We start from the raw sequence: 14,028 nt of genomic DNA, 5'->3' as shown, positions 1-14,028 counted from the left end.
ATGTTCAGTTGCCAGATTCTCTGGTATGATCAATCAAGATTCCGAGAGATCATTATTTAAACTATTGTTATAAATTCTTTCTCACATATTTATCTTCTTCATTGTGTTTTCAACTCACATTCTTAATATTACTACATTGGCAACCAATTTGCTACAAGAACTAAGGTACCGCCACCATGTCCCAAATAACTATCATAATCGTATAATAAAATATCTTTAGTCATCTAGCAATTCCTGATAACTCACTCCCAAAACTTCCGCAATAACCTTGAACTCAATATCTGTCACAAACCGTTTACCGCTCTCTATCCTCTGCACAGCATTTTTATCAATATCCAACCCTGCTCTTTGAAGCATATCCGCCAGCTTCCTTTGTGACGTTTTCTCTGGTAGTTTCTCCCTTATTTCTCTTATCTTCTGTCCGCAGATATTATTGCCGCCGTCCCCTGCCTTATTTTTATACATAAAGTCCTCTCCCATTTTTGACATTTACTAATTGTCATTTCTTTCATTATATGCTAAACTATAAAATAAGTTGACATTTAGTGAATGTCGCTCAAATACTTTTAGCAAAGGAGACGCTATTTATGAAAAGCATATTACTAAGATTGTATGACGGTGAGATTTATCCTGCCGAGCAGTTCAATCTCAAAACAGAGGAATATCGTTCAATGCGTCAAGCACACTACCAACACTATGAAAATTTTATTGAACAACTAAAATCTCTTGACCCACCGCTACACGAAAAATTCATTGATATCATGGACGAACAGCTTGATGAAATTCCTCTTGAGCTTTCCGGTACATTCCTTGAAGGCTTCCGTCTGGGCGCACGAATAATGATTGAAATTTATCAAGGTAACTACACAGACCATGAAGAATAATTTCTCTGCTCATAAATTCTCCATTTGACAGCCAAAACGCAGAGGGCGAAACAACCAATATCTCGTTGTCCGCCCTCTCCATCATGGCGCTAGCGCCATGTTTCTATATGTAATCAAGGAAAAATCAAATCTCACGCTCCAACTTCCACAGCTTATGCTTCACTTTCTGCTGGCTTTCATACAACTCGTCCCTCCTGCCACAAATTTCTTTCCCTCGTTCTAAGGCTTCTCTGATACTTTCCCTCCGCTCCGGCTCCCCCTTTTTATATTCCGCCATCAGAGAACAGATTTCATTGTTGTTCTGCTTCCGCTGATTGTCCAGTATAACCCAATTTACCAAACGCTTCGCTTGCCGGTCTGTCTCAAAATCTGCATATTGTATAACCTTTGCACATAGCCGGAGCATGACCTTTTTCTCCATGTCTGTCATAGCGATACCTCCGTTTTTTTGTATTGTTTAGGAACCGTCAAGCACATTTCTGCCGCTTTTTGACCTTCAATAATAGTGTTTACCTCTTGTTCTCCAAGTCCGGATTTCAAACGCTCAAAATCTTTTAAATCAGTTGAAAGCGAAAGATTTTTTTCTTCTACCTGTCTTACCCGTCCCTCCAAATAATTGATATTTCTTTGAAGCCGCTCTACCTGCTGTTTTAATTTATCAGCCGCTTCTATCAACTGGACATTCCGAACCAGCGCCGCCACCAGTGCTTCCTTGACTTTCTCTAACAAGGGAATTGCTTTCTTATCCCGATAAGTTTTTGCCGTTGTCAGAGCCGCCGGTTCCGGCAACTGCCACGCCGGATTTTCACGAATGACGTGAATATTCCTCTCTGTTGCTTTTTTATCAGTGGACAGCTTTATGATTTCCTGCTGTATCTCCTGTTTCTTCCCTTGTAACCGTTTCAAATCTTTTGTTTCACTAGACACATTTTTCTGTATCTCTTGTATTTTCTGGCTGATTTCTTCTTTTTGTGAGGTAAGTATCTGCACCTCCTTTTCCTGTTCCTGCTTTTCAAAATCCAATACGCTTAAATGCTTTCTATGGGTTCCCTTTTGCTTCCAGATAACGTCTTGACGCTCCATAACTTTTGCCAATTCCTGTTTTTCCGAAGCTATCCACTGGCTCCATTCTGTTTCCTGCTTAGTTCCGCCCTTAAAGCCCATAGAAGCAAGCGCCTGTTTCATGGAAACTCTTGTGTCCAGTCCCCTCTTACTTCCAGATACGAACGGGACAAAATCTATATGTAGGTGGGGCGTTTCTTCGTCCATATAGAGATGAGCAGAGAACACTTTAAGATTGGGATTTCTTTGTTGAAAATTTTTCATAAATTCGTCCAGAATTTTCTTTGCTAATTCACCGTTTTCGCTTTGGGCATTCATATCGTCTTTATTGCCTATCTGAAAAATGACTTCATGGAATAATTTTTCCTGTTTTGACGTCCGTATCTTTTCGTAATAATTATTTATCTTCCTATCATTTCGCGTCTGCTTTTCATTGTAGCGTTCTAAGGCTTTATCAAATAACTCGTGATAAACAGATTTGATATTTTCGTTGCAATATTCTATATTGTATTGAGTATAATCTTCCTTTACATTCTTTGCCTTGAACGCTCTGCCATTGTGAGTGAGGGAGCCTTTTCCCACCATACCGCTGATTGTCCTCTCGATAGTCTTATCCTCCTTTCAGCAAATCAGGGGCGGCGTTTAAGTCGCCATAGCTTTGTTACTTTCGTCGAAAGTAACGCAAAAGCACTTTTGACAGGTTCCCTATCAAAAATGCAGACCTGCAAGCAGGTTTTGCGCCCTGCCGGGGGCAAGCTGTCCACAGGACAGCTTATCGTCCTGCGGACGGAAGCGGCTGTTTCCGCCGCTTTGCTTCCGCCATTTATCCGGCTTCATTCAACTCCGCAACAATACAAAGTCTATATCTTTTGCAACCTTACAAGTCCAAAGTCCGCAAATTTCATATACTCTGCATTGTTGCGCTGTTCTCTACTCCAGTCTGATTTTATCCAGTTCCCGGAGCAAGCGTTTCGCCTGCTCCATTTTATTTACTTTTGGAGCGATACCGCCCAAGACTTCATCAGCCGTAATTTCATAGTCTCAAAGCCACTGAAAACCGCCCTCTGAAAGTTCAAAGGCTTTTGGGTGTCCGAATGCCGCCAGATTATTTTTTATTTGGATAACCGCCCTTATATTGGCTTCGCCCTCCACTCTGCCGACCAATAGGACGCTCCTTGCGACTGCAAAGAAATCAATGGAACCCATACCACGATACGCCGCCTTATTTCCTGTCGCTTTGTTCATGTGTCCGACAAGTACAATGGCACATTGATATTTCTCTGCCAGAGCCGCCAACTTCTTTGTCATATCCCTTGCTTCATTTGCCCGGTTCATATCCATACCACCGCCCAAATAGGCTTGTATTGGGTCTAAAATAAGCATTTTAGCCTTTGTCCTTATCATTGCTTCTTCTAATCGTTCATCTATCATAGAGAGTGATTTTATGCTTTCATCAATGACAGAAATATTCTCACAGTCCGCTCCTGCCAATTCCAAACGGGGCTTTACGGTATCGGCAAGCCCGTCCTCCGCTGTCTGATAAAGCACATTCAACGGTTCCTTCAGCTTCATTTGACTATCTAAGCCTTCGCCCTTTGACAGCTTTGCCACTATATTGAGTACAAGCGTTGTCTTTCCGTCACCCGGATCGCCTTGAACGATTGTCAGCTTCCCATATGGGATAAACGGAAACCATAGCCAAGATACCTCCTGCGACTGTATCTCCGACATTTTAATCATCTGTAATTCTGTTTTTTGTTTCTTCCATAATGCCCTCCATTTCTGAAAAATCATTGTCACTGAAAAAAACCTCTGCTATACTTATATTGTGAAACACTGATAACAGAGATTTTCCAGTTATCACAGCCCTAACAGTTGCCGCTGTTGGGGCTTTCTTCTGCTCCGGCGTCACTATCCTGCCACAGATATTTTGCTCCGTCTAAGACCCACAGGATTGCTTTCAACATATCAAGACAGTCATTCCGCATATCTTCCAACCCCTCCGGCGTTAATGCAATTTCTGTCTTTTCAAACTGCTCTGTCACTTCCCGGATATTGGTCTGCATTACCTTTAATTCCTCTACTAACTGATAAACCAGTTCTTTTTTACCGACCACGCACACCCAGTTATAAATGCAGGAACGGACAAAATAATCTTTCTTAGAAAGTCCGCTTACTAAAATCTTTGCTTCAATTTCTTCCCTCTCTCTAGGGGAAATACGAAAGCTGATTGTCGGGTATGACATTCCGAACAATTCGGGGGATTTCACAGAATGTATTAGGGGAACTGGCGGGTATAGACGGAACCACCATTCGCAAATATGAATTAGGAAGCCGGAAGCCAAAGCCCGACCAACTTTTGAAGATTGCCAACGCTCTAGGCGTAAGCATCAACGTATTCACGGACTTTGACATAGAAACTGCTTCTGATGTTCTCACTCTGCTTTTCAAAATGGACGAGCAGATAGACATGGAAATCGACGGCGAAAAAGACAGTGAGGGAAATCTTATCCCCGACACGATATGTATTCGTTTTAAACACCCGGAAATCAACAGCCGGCTTGCCAAATTTGCAAAGGCTAAGAAATTGCAGGAAATTTTAATTGCTTCCAAAGACGCATTTCCAAGTGAGGAATCATTTAATAAAGAATTGGAACAGATGAATGAAACTTGTGAACAGATTAAACAACATTTAGTTGATACAAATAGAATTGTGAAAAAAGGCACCTCTGGTATCTCTGTTCGTATCTATCCAGAGAACACCTAATGAAAGGGTTTATATGACTTTTCTCGAAAATGCACTACACTATGATGATTATTTTCACTTACGGCAAAGTGTAAACTGGGATAACTTTTCAGAGCAACAGACTGTTTTTGCTTTGAGCCATACACTTTATGCTATTACAGTGAAAAGCGAACAGGAAACTATCGCTATGGGCAGACTAATCGGGGACGGACTATATTACACTATTGTAGATGTAATTGTAAATCCTGCCTTTCAAGGACAAGGTATTGGTTCTGCCGTTATCCATAAATTACTGAATTATGTAGAAAAGAATACGCCGCCCGGCGGACGCTCCAGTGTTTCTCTAATTGCCGAAAAAGGGAAAGAAGCCTTTTATGAGACTTTAGGATTTAAAAAGATACCCCATGAATTTTGCGGTAGCGGCATGAGAAAGGTAATTCACAAAAAAAATTAGCTGAAAAATATTAGAGACAGGTATCATGATACCCGCCCAAAATCCAGTATTCATCATACAATAGAAAGTACGCTTCGCAAACTTTCTATTGTCAAGAATAATTAGAGCCATTTTAGAGCCAAACGGCATAAAACAACCCCGGAAATGCCCATTCTATCAGCATTTCCGGGGTTCTGTCCGTTACTCAAACTCAATCGTAGCCGGCGGCTTAGGCGACATATCATAGCAAACCCGGTTCACATTCTCCACTTCATTCAGAATCCGGTTTGTAATCTTCTCCAGCACATCCCAGTCCACCTTCTCAATGCTTGCGGTCATAGCATCAATCGTATTGATTGCCCTGATAATCACCATATACTCAAAGCATCTGGCATGATTTTTCATACCAACCGACTTAAAGTCCGGCACTACCGTAAAATACTGCCAAACCTTCTTATCCAGGCCGGCTTTTTCGAATTCCTCTCTCAGAATCGCATCAGACTCTCTTACAGCCTCCAGCCTGTCGCGGGTAATTGCGCCCAGACAACGCACACCCAGTCCGGGGCCGGGGAAGGGCTGACGGTAAACCATGCTCGCAGGAAGGCCCAGCTCAATACCGCAGGCACGAACCTCATCCTTGAACAGCTGCTTCAAAGGCTCTACCAGTTCAAACTGCAGATCCTCAGGCAGGCCGCCCACATTGTGATGGGATTTTACCATTTTTGCAGTCTTGGTACCGCTTTCGATGATGTCGGGATAAATGGTTCCCTGTCCCAGGAAATGAATGCCGTCCAGCTTTCTGGCCTCTTCCTCAAATACACGGATAAACTCTCCGCCGATAATCTTTCTCTTCTGTTCCGGATCCGCAACGCCTTCCAGCTTGCCGAGGAAACGCTCCGTGGCATCCACATAAATCAGGTTTGCATGCAGCTGGTTCTGGAATACCTCGACTACGCTTTCAGACTCATTTTTACGCATCAGGCCGTGGTTTACATGCACACATACCAGCTGCTGACCGATAGCCTTGATCAGCATAGCGGCCACTACTGAGGAATCCACACCGCCTGACAGTGCAAGAAGAACCTTCTTGTCTCCCACCTGACGGCGAATCAGCTCCACCTGATCCTCAATGAAATTCTTCATATTCCAGTTGGTTTCCGCCTTGCACTGATTCAAAACAAAATCCTTCAGAACCTCCTGTGCGGGAACCGAGTCAAATTTCTGTTCACATTTGGCAGTGGGATGGTTAATTGCCATAACCGGATAACCGCAGTCATACAGCGCGGGATCGATATCCACAGCCTTGCCGTCAACCACGCGGTTTTCTCCGCCGTTTAAAATAATACCCTTTACATTGTCCAGAGCCTTCAGCCCATCCACAGTGATGTCATGGGGATGGATTTCACTGTACACACCCATGTCACGGATTGCGCGCGCAACAACAGTGTTTTCCGTACTGCCCAGGTCCAGTATAACGATCATGTCCTGTTTCATCTTCACGTCTCCTTGTTCTTTGATGTGACAGCGGAGCAGAAAAAACGGAAAATCCGTATCTTCTCCCTGCCGTCCTGCTGCCAAAAAAAGTTCTCAAATCTCGTAACAGTACAACGAACTTAACTGCTACAAAATCTCTACACAAAACCATTATAACTGTATACTCCTGTTTTTTCCAGAAAATATTGTCTTTTTCCACGCTTTTGTATACCCGCCTAAAAATTTTTTTCTCTTCCCCGCTTCTTCCGGCAATTTCTCACATTTATCCCATATTACTGCGGAATTTTCCTGTCCGCATTGCACTTGCTCTCACAAACTCCCTGCCATTCCCCTCCCACAGCCTGCAGCTCTCCCTATTTCCTCCCAACGTTACACCCAGCTCTTCCTCCGGTAAAGCGCCGCCCCCGACGCCGTGCAGACGATCAGGATTGTGCTCAGCACCACCAGGCTCTTCCTGTATTCCTCAAATGCAGCCCCCAGAAATACGCCCTGCAGAAGCTCCACCACATAGGTCAGCGGAAGCCAAGCGGAAAACTTTTTCACCGCCTCAGGGAACATTTCCTTCGGCATCGTCGCCCCGGAGAGGAAAATCATGACAAAATAGGAAACATAACAGAGAAGGTTGCTGATTTTCATATCCCGCGCAATTGCCGTAAAGAAAAAACCCAGGGAAAAAACAGCGCCGATGGACAGAAGCAGCGCACCCAGAATAGCCCAAAAGCTGCCCTCGGTTTTGATATCATAAACCAGCTTTCCAGCCGCAAACAGCAGCGCAAAGCCGGCCAGCGTCATCAGCAGGTTGACAAGCACCTGCGCCGCAATGACCACGCCCTTCCCCGCCGGAGTAGCGTCAAAGCGTTTGTAAATCCGGCTTTCCTTATAGCCAGCCAGCGTCAGCGGAAACGCCATCAGCCCGGTAACGCCGATGATCATGGCCGAATAGGCCGGCACGGAAACATCCATCGTTCCTCTGCCTCCGAAATAAGCCGAAGGCTCATTTCCATAAATGCTCCCATAAAGCAACAGCATCAGGAGAGGAAAAACAAAGGTAAAAAAGAAGCCATAAAAATCTCTCAGAAACAGCAATGCCTCAATACGGAAAACAGCCAGCAGTTTTTTCATAATATCCCCTCCATGGTCACCACATTCGTTTTGGGCGAAATCAACAGATACATCTTTTCCAAAGACATATCCTCCCTCCAGCCTTCCCCCTGTGTCTTTCGTTTCACATACGCCCGGAATTCCTCCTGCGTCCCCATGAATTCCTGCTGTCCGTTCACCAGATACAGAAGCCGGTCCGCAAGGGCCTCCACCTCATCCAGATAATGGGACACCAGCAAAATACCGGTTCCCGCCTCTTTTATCCGCCGCAGGCTTTCCCACAGGCCGTGGCGGATTTCCGGATCAAGCCCGGTGGTCAGCTCATCAAGGATCAGCAGACGCGGACGGGGTAGCAGGGCAAGGAGCACCGACAGCCGCTGTTTTTCCCCGCCGGACAGTTTTTTTACCGCACGGCCCGCCTTTTCCCCCAGGCCCAGCTGTTGTAGGAGCAGATGCCAGTCGGCAGGATTTTCATAAAAAGAAGAGAACAGCCCGCAAAGCTCCTTTACTTTAATTTTGTCAGGATATTCCGCCTCCTGCAGCTGTATCCCCATTTCCCGGTACACCTGACTGCGGTTCTTAAGCGGGTTCACCCCGAAAACCTGCACGCTCCCTGAAGTGGGCCTGCGCAGACCCTCCACACATTCTACCGTAGAGGTTTTCCCGGAGCCGTTAGGCCCGATGACGGCAAGTATTTCTCCTGCCTTCATGCGGAAGGATACGTCCTTCACCGCGCATACCGACCCATAATCCAGCCGCAGCCTATCTATTTCTACAAGTGTCTTATCCATATGCATTCCTCCTTTTTCTTCATCATAAGCAGCTGCGGCCTGCACGGCAACAGACGGCGTGTGAAATGCAGGTTTTGCAGGGCAACCTGCTTATAACGGAGATAAAGCGCATTTCCTTTCCCCCGTTTTATGATATAATGTCGGCGTAGGGACATTATATAGCTGCGCATGCTGATTTCTACGCCCGCCGCAGAAATCCGGGCGCTAAATTCCGCCGGAGGCTCATATCCGCAGAGCGGATATGATATAATGGAAAAATGTTATAATCAATCAGTTCACAGCCGCTTTGAAAGACTCAAACCGTTGCAAAGGAGGGAACCACCCATGCGTGTGGAGCTGAAAATCGATCCGGCCTGCCAGGAACCCTGCGCGGTCATAAACGCCGCCAGGCTGACCCCGAACCTGCAGGCCGCCATATCGCTTCTGGAAAAAGAAGGGGAGGAAAACGTGTTCCCCGCCCAGCGTGATGGGAAAACCTATCTTATTGAGCCGGACGCCATAGAAATTATCCGCACGGAGGGCCGCGAACTCGCGCTCTACGACCGGCAGAAAAGGCGCTTTCTGTTAAACAGGCCTCTGTACGAGCTGGAAAAACAGCTGGGAAAAAATTTCGTGCGCATTTCCAAGTCGGCGCTTGTCAGCATCCGCCGGATCAGCCATGTAGAAGCCTCTTTCAATGGCACGATGGAGCTTGTGATGAAAAACGGAGTGGAGGAAGTGATTACCCGAAGCTACCGTCAGCAATTCAAACAACGACTGGGGGTATAGATATGAGCGTAAAAAAAGTTATCAACTATCTTTTCCTGGGAATTTCGTGGGGCTGCACCTTTTTCGTATTTACCTGCCTTATCGGTTATCTCATCAGCGGCCCGGCTTTCCTTGCGCCTGTTGTGAATAATTTTCCAAGGCAGGTCTTGGGCGCCGTATTTGTTGGTATCGCCTGCGGCTCCACCAGCATCGTTTACCGAATTGACAGGCTTTCCCTCGGTATACAGATTCTGATTCATTTCACGCTTGGCATGAGCGGATATTTTCTGGCCGCTTTTTTCCTGGGATGGATCCCGCTGGAAAATAAATGGTACATGATAACCTTTATCATCCTGGGCGTTCTGATTTTTACGGCAATCTGGAGTATTTTTTTCTTTTACAACAGAAGGGAAGCAAGAAAAATGAATGAACGGCTGAAGGAACTGAACAGGGAGGAACAGGAAAACAAATGAAATACAAGCTGGAAAAAAATGTGCGTGATACCGCGCCTGTAAGAAATGCCTTTAACGCTCTGGCCATGCAGACCTTTCAGCTGTCCTTTGAGGGCTGGTATGAAAACGGCTGCTGGTCACAGCGCTATCAGCCCTATACCCTGATGGACGGCGGTACTGCTGCCGCAAATGTATCCGTCAATCTAATGAAAACCCGCTGGAACGGGCAGATAAAAAACTATATCCAGCTGGGCACAGTCATGACCCATCCGGCTTACCGCAACCAGGGGCTTTCCCGCTATCTGATTGAAGAAATCTTCAGGGACTGGGAGGAGCGCTGCGACGGCTTCTATCTGTTTGCCAACGAAACCGTACTGGATTTCTATCCCCGTTTCGGTTTTCGCAGGGAAACAGAATACCAGTGCAGCCTTCCGCTTGCCCCTTCTGCGGACATAAAACGAGGAAAGGCGCGCCGGCTGGATATGGACTCTCCCTCCGGCCGCAGCCTGCTGGAAGCCCATTACCGGATGTCCAATCCTTTTTCCCTGCTGCCTTCGCTGGATAATTTTAACCTGCTGATGTTTTACTGCGGTTCGTTTCTGAAGGACTGTGTGTATTATCTGCCGGAATACAACGCGGCAGCAGTCGCAGAGCAGGATGTAACATCCGGGACGTTACTCTGCCATGACATTTTCTGTCCCCCGGGTCACTCCCTGCAGGAAATTTTGTCCTGCCTTGCTCCTGCAGGCACGCAAAAAGCGGTTCTGGGATTTCTGCCGGATGGAATCCCAGACAGCCTTCTCACACCGCTTTCCAATGAGGATGACACTCTTTTTACACGTATTCCGAAAGAAAATCCCTTCGATGGGCACAGGCTGAGATTTCCCGATCTGTCCCATGCCTGATTTTGTACATCTGGCAGATACTGCAAACCGCCTCAGCAGCTCCGGTTCTTTCTCAGCCCCTTGGGATAATGATTTTTCATGATTCCACCGGCCAGCTTGCCCCAGCCGATACTGTAGCCGTCCGCTGTTATCAGATGCCAGCCCTTTCCGCCTTCCTCGCGGTAAACACCCACATCCTCCCGGAACGTCTCTCCGTTCAGATAGCCATAAATTTCCCGGCTGTCTGAGAGAAGGTCACAGGAAAAGCGCACCTCCTCCGGCTTCAGCGCCAGGGCAAGCGCATGGGAAGGCTCAAACCGGTTCTTTTTTCTCGTGCCCAGATGCAGTCCCGGCCGCAGTACCTTCAGCCCCTTAAGAGGCGGCATTCCCTGAGGCGCCAGATAAAGCTGATCACCGAAGGCAATAAAAATCCCTTCCTGCCTTATTGTCAGATACTGCTTTTCAAATTCCAGATAATCCGCATATTCCTTCACCGACAGGCCCTTTATGCCGTCCCGGCGCACAGGCATCCGCTCCGTCTCCGATACGCTGCCTTCCTTTTTAAGAACCGCCAGGAAATGCCCCTCGCCCCTGATTTTATGAGGCCACAGCCGCATTGTCCTGACAAGCTCTTCTCTTCCGCCAGGCACCCAGTCCGGCCGTCCTGCCGCAAAACCCTCCGGCATATCCACATTCACCAGCGTAAAATCCGGGAAGCGATCCAGAAAACGGTTGATGCTCCCTTCATTTTCCTGCGGGGAAAAGGTGCAGGTGGAATACACAAGAAGCCCGCCGCTTCGCAGCATCTGCTGCGCGCTGTCGAGAATCGTATCCTGTCTTTCAGCGCACATCTCCACATTTTCCAGGCTCCATTCCCCGCAGGCTTCTTCATTTTTGCGGAACATCCCTTCCCCGGAGCAGGGCGCATCCACCAGAATCCGGTCAAAAAACCCGGAAAAACGTTCTGCCAGCCGCTCCGGCGTCTCATTGGTGACCACCGCATTGCGGATGCCCATCCGTTCTATGTTTTCAGACAGTATTTTTGCCCGGGCAGGATGGATTTCATTACATACCAGCAGTCCCCCACCCTTCATCTGTGCTGCAATCTGGGTGCTCTTCCCTCCCGGCGCCGCACACAAATCAAGAACCCTTTCCCCGGGACGCGCCTGCAGGAACTGAGCGGGCGCCATGGCACTGGGCTCCTGGATATAATAAACGCCCGCTTCATGAAGCGGATGCTTCCCGGGCTGCTGCGCCTTGTCATAATAAAAACCTGTTTTCGCCCAGGGAACCGGCGTCAGGGAAAAAGGCCCTGTCCGCGCAAAATCCTCCGGCTCCGCCTTCAGCGGATTTACCCGCAGGGCCTGATGCCTTTCCTCCTTCAGCGCCTCGGAAAACGCCTCATATTCCTCCCCCAGCATTTCTTTCATTCTGTTTACAAAGCTCTCTGGAAGCATTATCATGGTTCCTTTCTGTTAATTATCATAAGCGGGGACCGAACGGACACATCACTTCTAAAGGAACTTTACCAGATTTTCTTCCTGAATGCCAGTGGTAATTTTACATTTCCCTGTCCCGTGCGGCGGACACAGAGGAACAGGCACCGGACGGCGGGAGCCTGAACAGGGTACGGACTGTAAACTGCATTTTATAGAACAAACAATAAGAAAAACAGTACCATGGTTCCCTTCAGGTTCCGGTTCAGCAGCAGGTAAAGCGAACCGAACAAAAGCCCAATCGCAACTCCTTCCAATCCTATCAAAAGACTTCCTTTGGTAAAAATGTGGGCAAGCCCCCAAGTCAGCCCCATGACAATCCCGCCATAGGGGATTTTCCGGTTTTTAAACCAGGTCTCAAAGGCCAACTGGGCAAATACCAGAATCAGCGTAAAAAGAAGCGTTTCAAACACATAATATATGTACTGGAAGATAAAAAGAAGCGTGCCATGGGACTTCCATTCAAGATATACCTTAAAACCTCCCCAGTCCATCACAGAGGCGTAGATTTTAAGTGCCGCTCCCGCCGCCACCAGCGCCCACTGCCAGAGCTTAACCGTTTTCAGGCTGCCCTCAAACAGCTTCAGGCCATACTTCTTTTCCCCCGTCCGCAGTACCCAGGCCGCCACCAGTCCCCAGGAAATACAGGTGATAATCCAGTGTACAATCGTCTGCCAGGTATTCCACCCCTCCATGGACGCTCCGTACAGCAGGGGTTCCAGCAAAAAAGCATAAACCACCTCCAGCCCCAGGCCCGCAAAAGCATCAAGCCCAAGCGATAAAAGCCCCCATCCTCTTTTTTTATCTGTCATAGTCTTCATAGCTGTCTCCATCTTTTTTCTCCTTTCTGATTTCCTCCAGCATTTCATTCGCTTTTTTTATTTCCTGGAAAAGTGATATATAATACCAGCCTGCAATGATCACATAAGGAATGGTGAAGGACCGGAACATATCCCAGTAAGCATATTCGGATAATTCCGTAAAATGTCCTATCACCCAAATAGTAAACATAATTCCGCCAAGTATCACCAGATACTGCCCCAAAATTACCGCCAGCGGCGGAAAGCGCTGAAAACGATAGTATTGTGACAGTACAAAGGTGGCAACAAGCGATATACAGAATATCATAACAAAATTCTGCTGATCAATTTCCCATTTTCCCTGTGTAAAGGCCTCAGTGGCAATTTTTAACAGAGACAATATCGTATAGGTACAGCAAACCGATGGGAAAAAATTTTTACGGCTAATGAGTTGCATGTTCATTTCTCCTCTCCCTGATAAACTGCAGAAAATCATTTTTATAGGAACGGTTCAAAATCACTTTTTCACCGTTATCCAGCACAAGCTGCATTTTCATGTTCACATCTGCTTTGATTTTACGTACTCTGTAAATATTTACCACAATGGATTTACTGATACGGATAAAACCGAGTTCGGAATATTTCTCTGCCACGGCCTGGATTCCCTGTTCCACCTGAAATACCTCTTCCTCCAGGCAGGCAAAGCACTTCCTGTCCACCGCCTCAAAGTAATATACCTCCTCCGGCTTCAGGAAAACCTGCTCTCCTTCCAGTTTTCCCAGAAGCATCGGCTCCTTCCCTGCCAGAGCCACTATCCTCCTGATTCTCTCATTATATTCCCTGTAATGGATGTCTATATAATCTTCAGAAAGCCCGGGTTCCCGGAACCTGTTAATCTTCATTACCCTTTTCCACCTTTATTTTTAGAACGTTCCTTCAAATAGCTTTCAGCTCTCTTACTGCCTTCAGCCATATACTGATTATAGCAGACCATTTTCATCCTGCAATGTGAGGATGCGCAAGCTGCACCTGGAAATGAATAAGTTGCAAAAAAATTAATAACTGTAAAAAATATAAAGCTGCAAAAAAATATAAAGCTGCGGAGTCTTCGTGAAAGGTTCCGCAGCTTTATATACTT

Annotated in this window: 17 protein-coding genes and 1 pseudogene; 6 read left to right on the top strand and 12 right to left on the bottom strand. The window is 46.7% G+C overall.

The annotated features are described in order from the left end of the window. Window positions 1-216: 216 nt before the first annotated feature. Window positions 217-465 (bottom strand): helix-turn-helix domain-containing protein, encoded by a 249-nt coding sequence (locus DXC51_RS26700; protein WP_117545760.1) that lies wholly within the window; start codon window positions 463-465, stop codon window positions 217-219. A 122-nt stretch (window positions 466-587) separates the two neighbouring features. Here DXC51_RS26700 and DXC51_RS26695 point away from each other — a divergent pair, with 122 nt between their 5' ends. Next, window positions 588-884 carry a DUF6809 family protein gene (locus DXC51_RS26695; protein ID WP_117545759.1) on the top strand — a complete coding sequence of 99 codons (297 nt, stop codon included), beginning with the start codon at window positions 588-590 and terminating at the stop codon, window positions 882-884. A gap of 124 nt (window positions 885-1,008) precedes the next feature. Here DXC51_RS26695 and DXC51_RS26690 read toward each other — a convergent pair whose 3' ends face one another. From DXC51_RS26690 to DXC51_RS26675, 4 genes and pseudogenes are all read right to left on the bottom strand, one after another. Next, a complete protein-coding gene (locus DXC51_RS26690) occupies window positions 1,009-1,314 on the bottom strand; it encodes a hypothetical protein (protein ID WP_117545758.1) in 306 nt (101 codons plus the stop codon). Then, window positions 1,311-2,531 (bottom strand): plasmid recombination protein, encoded by a 1,221-nt coding sequence (locus DXC51_RS26685; protein WP_117545757.1) that lies wholly within the window; start codon window positions 2,529-2,531, stop codon window positions 1,311-1,313. Before DXC51_RS26685 ends, DXC51_RS26690 begins: the two co-directional genes overlap by 4 nt. A 366-nt stretch (window positions 2,532-2,897) precedes the next feature. Next, window positions 2,898-3,740: pseudogene (locus DXC51_RS26680) on the bottom strand (AAA family ATPase); the annotation flags it as partial. 74 nt (window positions 3,741-3,814) lie between these two features. Next, window positions 3,815-4,192, bottom strand: a complete 378-nt coding sequence (locus DXC51_RS26675; protein ID WP_181970211.1) for a plasmid mobilization protein — start codon at window positions 4,190-4,192, stop codon at window positions 3,815-3,817. On the opposite strand from DXC51_RS26675, the gene DXC51_RS26670 reads away from it, so the two are divergent. Together DXC51_RS26670 and DXC51_RS26665 are read left to right on the top strand one after the other, a co-directional pair. Beyond that, complete coding sequence (locus DXC51_RS26670) at window positions 4,186-4,713, top strand: helix-turn-helix domain-containing protein (protein WP_117545756.1); 528 nt, start codon at window positions 4,186-4,188, stop codon at window positions 4,711-4,713. The genes DXC51_RS26675 and DXC51_RS26670 overlap by 7 nt on opposite strands. 13 nt (window positions 4,714-4,726) lie before the next feature. Further along, entirely contained in the window at window positions 4,727-5,146 is a 420-nt protein-coding gene (locus DXC51_RS26665) for a GNAT family N-acetyltransferase (protein WP_117545755.1), read from the top strand. A 180-nt stretch (window positions 5,147-5,326) separates the two neighbouring features. Here DXC51_RS26665 and guaA read toward each other — a convergent pair whose 3' ends face one another. The 3 genes from guaA to DXC51_RS26650 all read right to left on the bottom strand — a co-directional run bounded on the left by guaA (window position 5,327) and on the right by DXC51_RS26650 (window position 8,511). Next, a complete protein-coding gene (gene guaA / locus DXC51_RS26660; RefSeq protein WP_025490936.1) occupies window positions 5,327-6,619 on the bottom strand; it encodes a glutamine-hydrolyzing GMP synthase in 1,293 nt (430 codons plus the stop codon). A gap of 369 nt (window positions 6,620-6,988) precedes the next feature. Continuing rightward, on the bottom strand, window positions 6,989-7,741 hold the full coding sequence (locus DXC51_RS26655; protein ID WP_117545754.1) for an ABC transporter permease: 753 nt from the start codon (window positions 7,739-7,741) through the stop codon (window positions 6,989-6,991). Beyond that, complete coding sequence (locus tag DXC51_RS26650) at window positions 7,738-8,511, bottom strand: ABC transporter ATP-binding protein (RefSeq protein ID WP_181970210.1); 774 nt, start codon at window positions 8,509-8,511, stop codon at window positions 7,738-7,740. The genes DXC51_RS26655 and DXC51_RS26650 overlap by 4 nt, the downstream gene beginning before the upstream one ends. A gap of 324 nt (window positions 8,512-8,835) precedes the next feature. On the opposite strand from DXC51_RS26650, the gene DXC51_RS26640 reads away from it, so the two are divergent. Genes DXC51_RS26640 through DXC51_RS26630 form a run of 3 tightly spaced genes read left to right on the top strand, consistent with a single transcriptional unit; the run spans window position 8,836 to window position 10,615 of the window. Beyond that, complete coding sequence (locus tag DXC51_RS26640) at window positions 8,836-9,279, top strand: LytTR family DNA-binding domain-containing protein (RefSeq protein WP_035320448.1); 444 nt, start codon at window positions 8,836-8,838, stop codon at window positions 9,277-9,279. A 2-nt stretch (window positions 9,280-9,281) separates the two neighbouring features. Continuing rightward, the gene (locus tag DXC51_RS26635; RefSeq protein WP_117545751.1) at window positions 9,282-9,731 is read left to right on the top strand and encodes a DUF3021 domain-containing protein; all 450 of its coding nucleotides are present in this window, start codon (window positions 9,282-9,284) and stop codon (window positions 9,729-9,731) included. Beyond that, entirely contained in the window at window positions 9,728-10,615 is an 888-nt protein-coding gene (locus DXC51_RS26630) for a GNAT family N-acetyltransferase (RefSeq protein ID WP_117545750.1), read from the top strand. The genes DXC51_RS26635 and DXC51_RS26630 overlap by 4 nt, the downstream gene beginning before the upstream one ends. A gap of 32 nt (window positions 10,616-10,647) precedes the next feature. Here the strand turns inward: DXC51_RS26630 and DXC51_RS26625 are convergent, their stop codons facing one another. From DXC51_RS26625 to DXC51_RS26610, 4 genes are all read right to left on the bottom strand, one after another. Further along, on the bottom strand, window positions 10,648-12,051 hold the full coding sequence (locus DXC51_RS26625) for an RsmF rRNA methyltransferase first C-terminal domain-containing protein (RefSeq protein ID WP_117545749.1): 1,404 nt from the start codon (window positions 12,049-12,051) through the stop codon (window positions 10,648-10,650). Window positions 12,052-12,242: 191 nt separating this feature from the next. Beyond that, complete coding sequence (locus DXC51_RS26620) at window positions 12,243-12,923, bottom strand: hypothetical protein (protein ID WP_243003279.1); 681 nt, start codon at window positions 12,921-12,923, stop codon at window positions 12,243-12,245. Next, window positions 12,892-13,347, bottom strand: a complete 456-nt coding sequence (locus tag DXC51_RS26615; protein WP_117545748.1) for a DUF6608 family protein — start codon at window positions 13,345-13,347, stop codon at window positions 12,892-12,894. The genes DXC51_RS26620 and DXC51_RS26615 overlap by 32 nt, the downstream gene beginning before the upstream one ends. Beyond that, window positions 13,334-13,792: a LytTR family DNA-binding domain-containing protein gene (locus DXC51_RS26610; protein ID WP_021633684.1), complete on the bottom strand. Its 459-nt coding sequence runs from the start codon at window positions 13,790-13,792 to the stop codon at window positions 13,334-13,336. Before DXC51_RS26610 ends, DXC51_RS26615 begins: the two co-directional genes overlap by 14 nt. Between the last annotated feature and the right edge of the window lie 236 nt (window positions 13,793-14,028).

The organism is Eisenbergiella massiliensis, from assembly GCF_003435485.1.
This window is presented reverse-complemented; position numbering and strand designations above follow the sequence as displayed.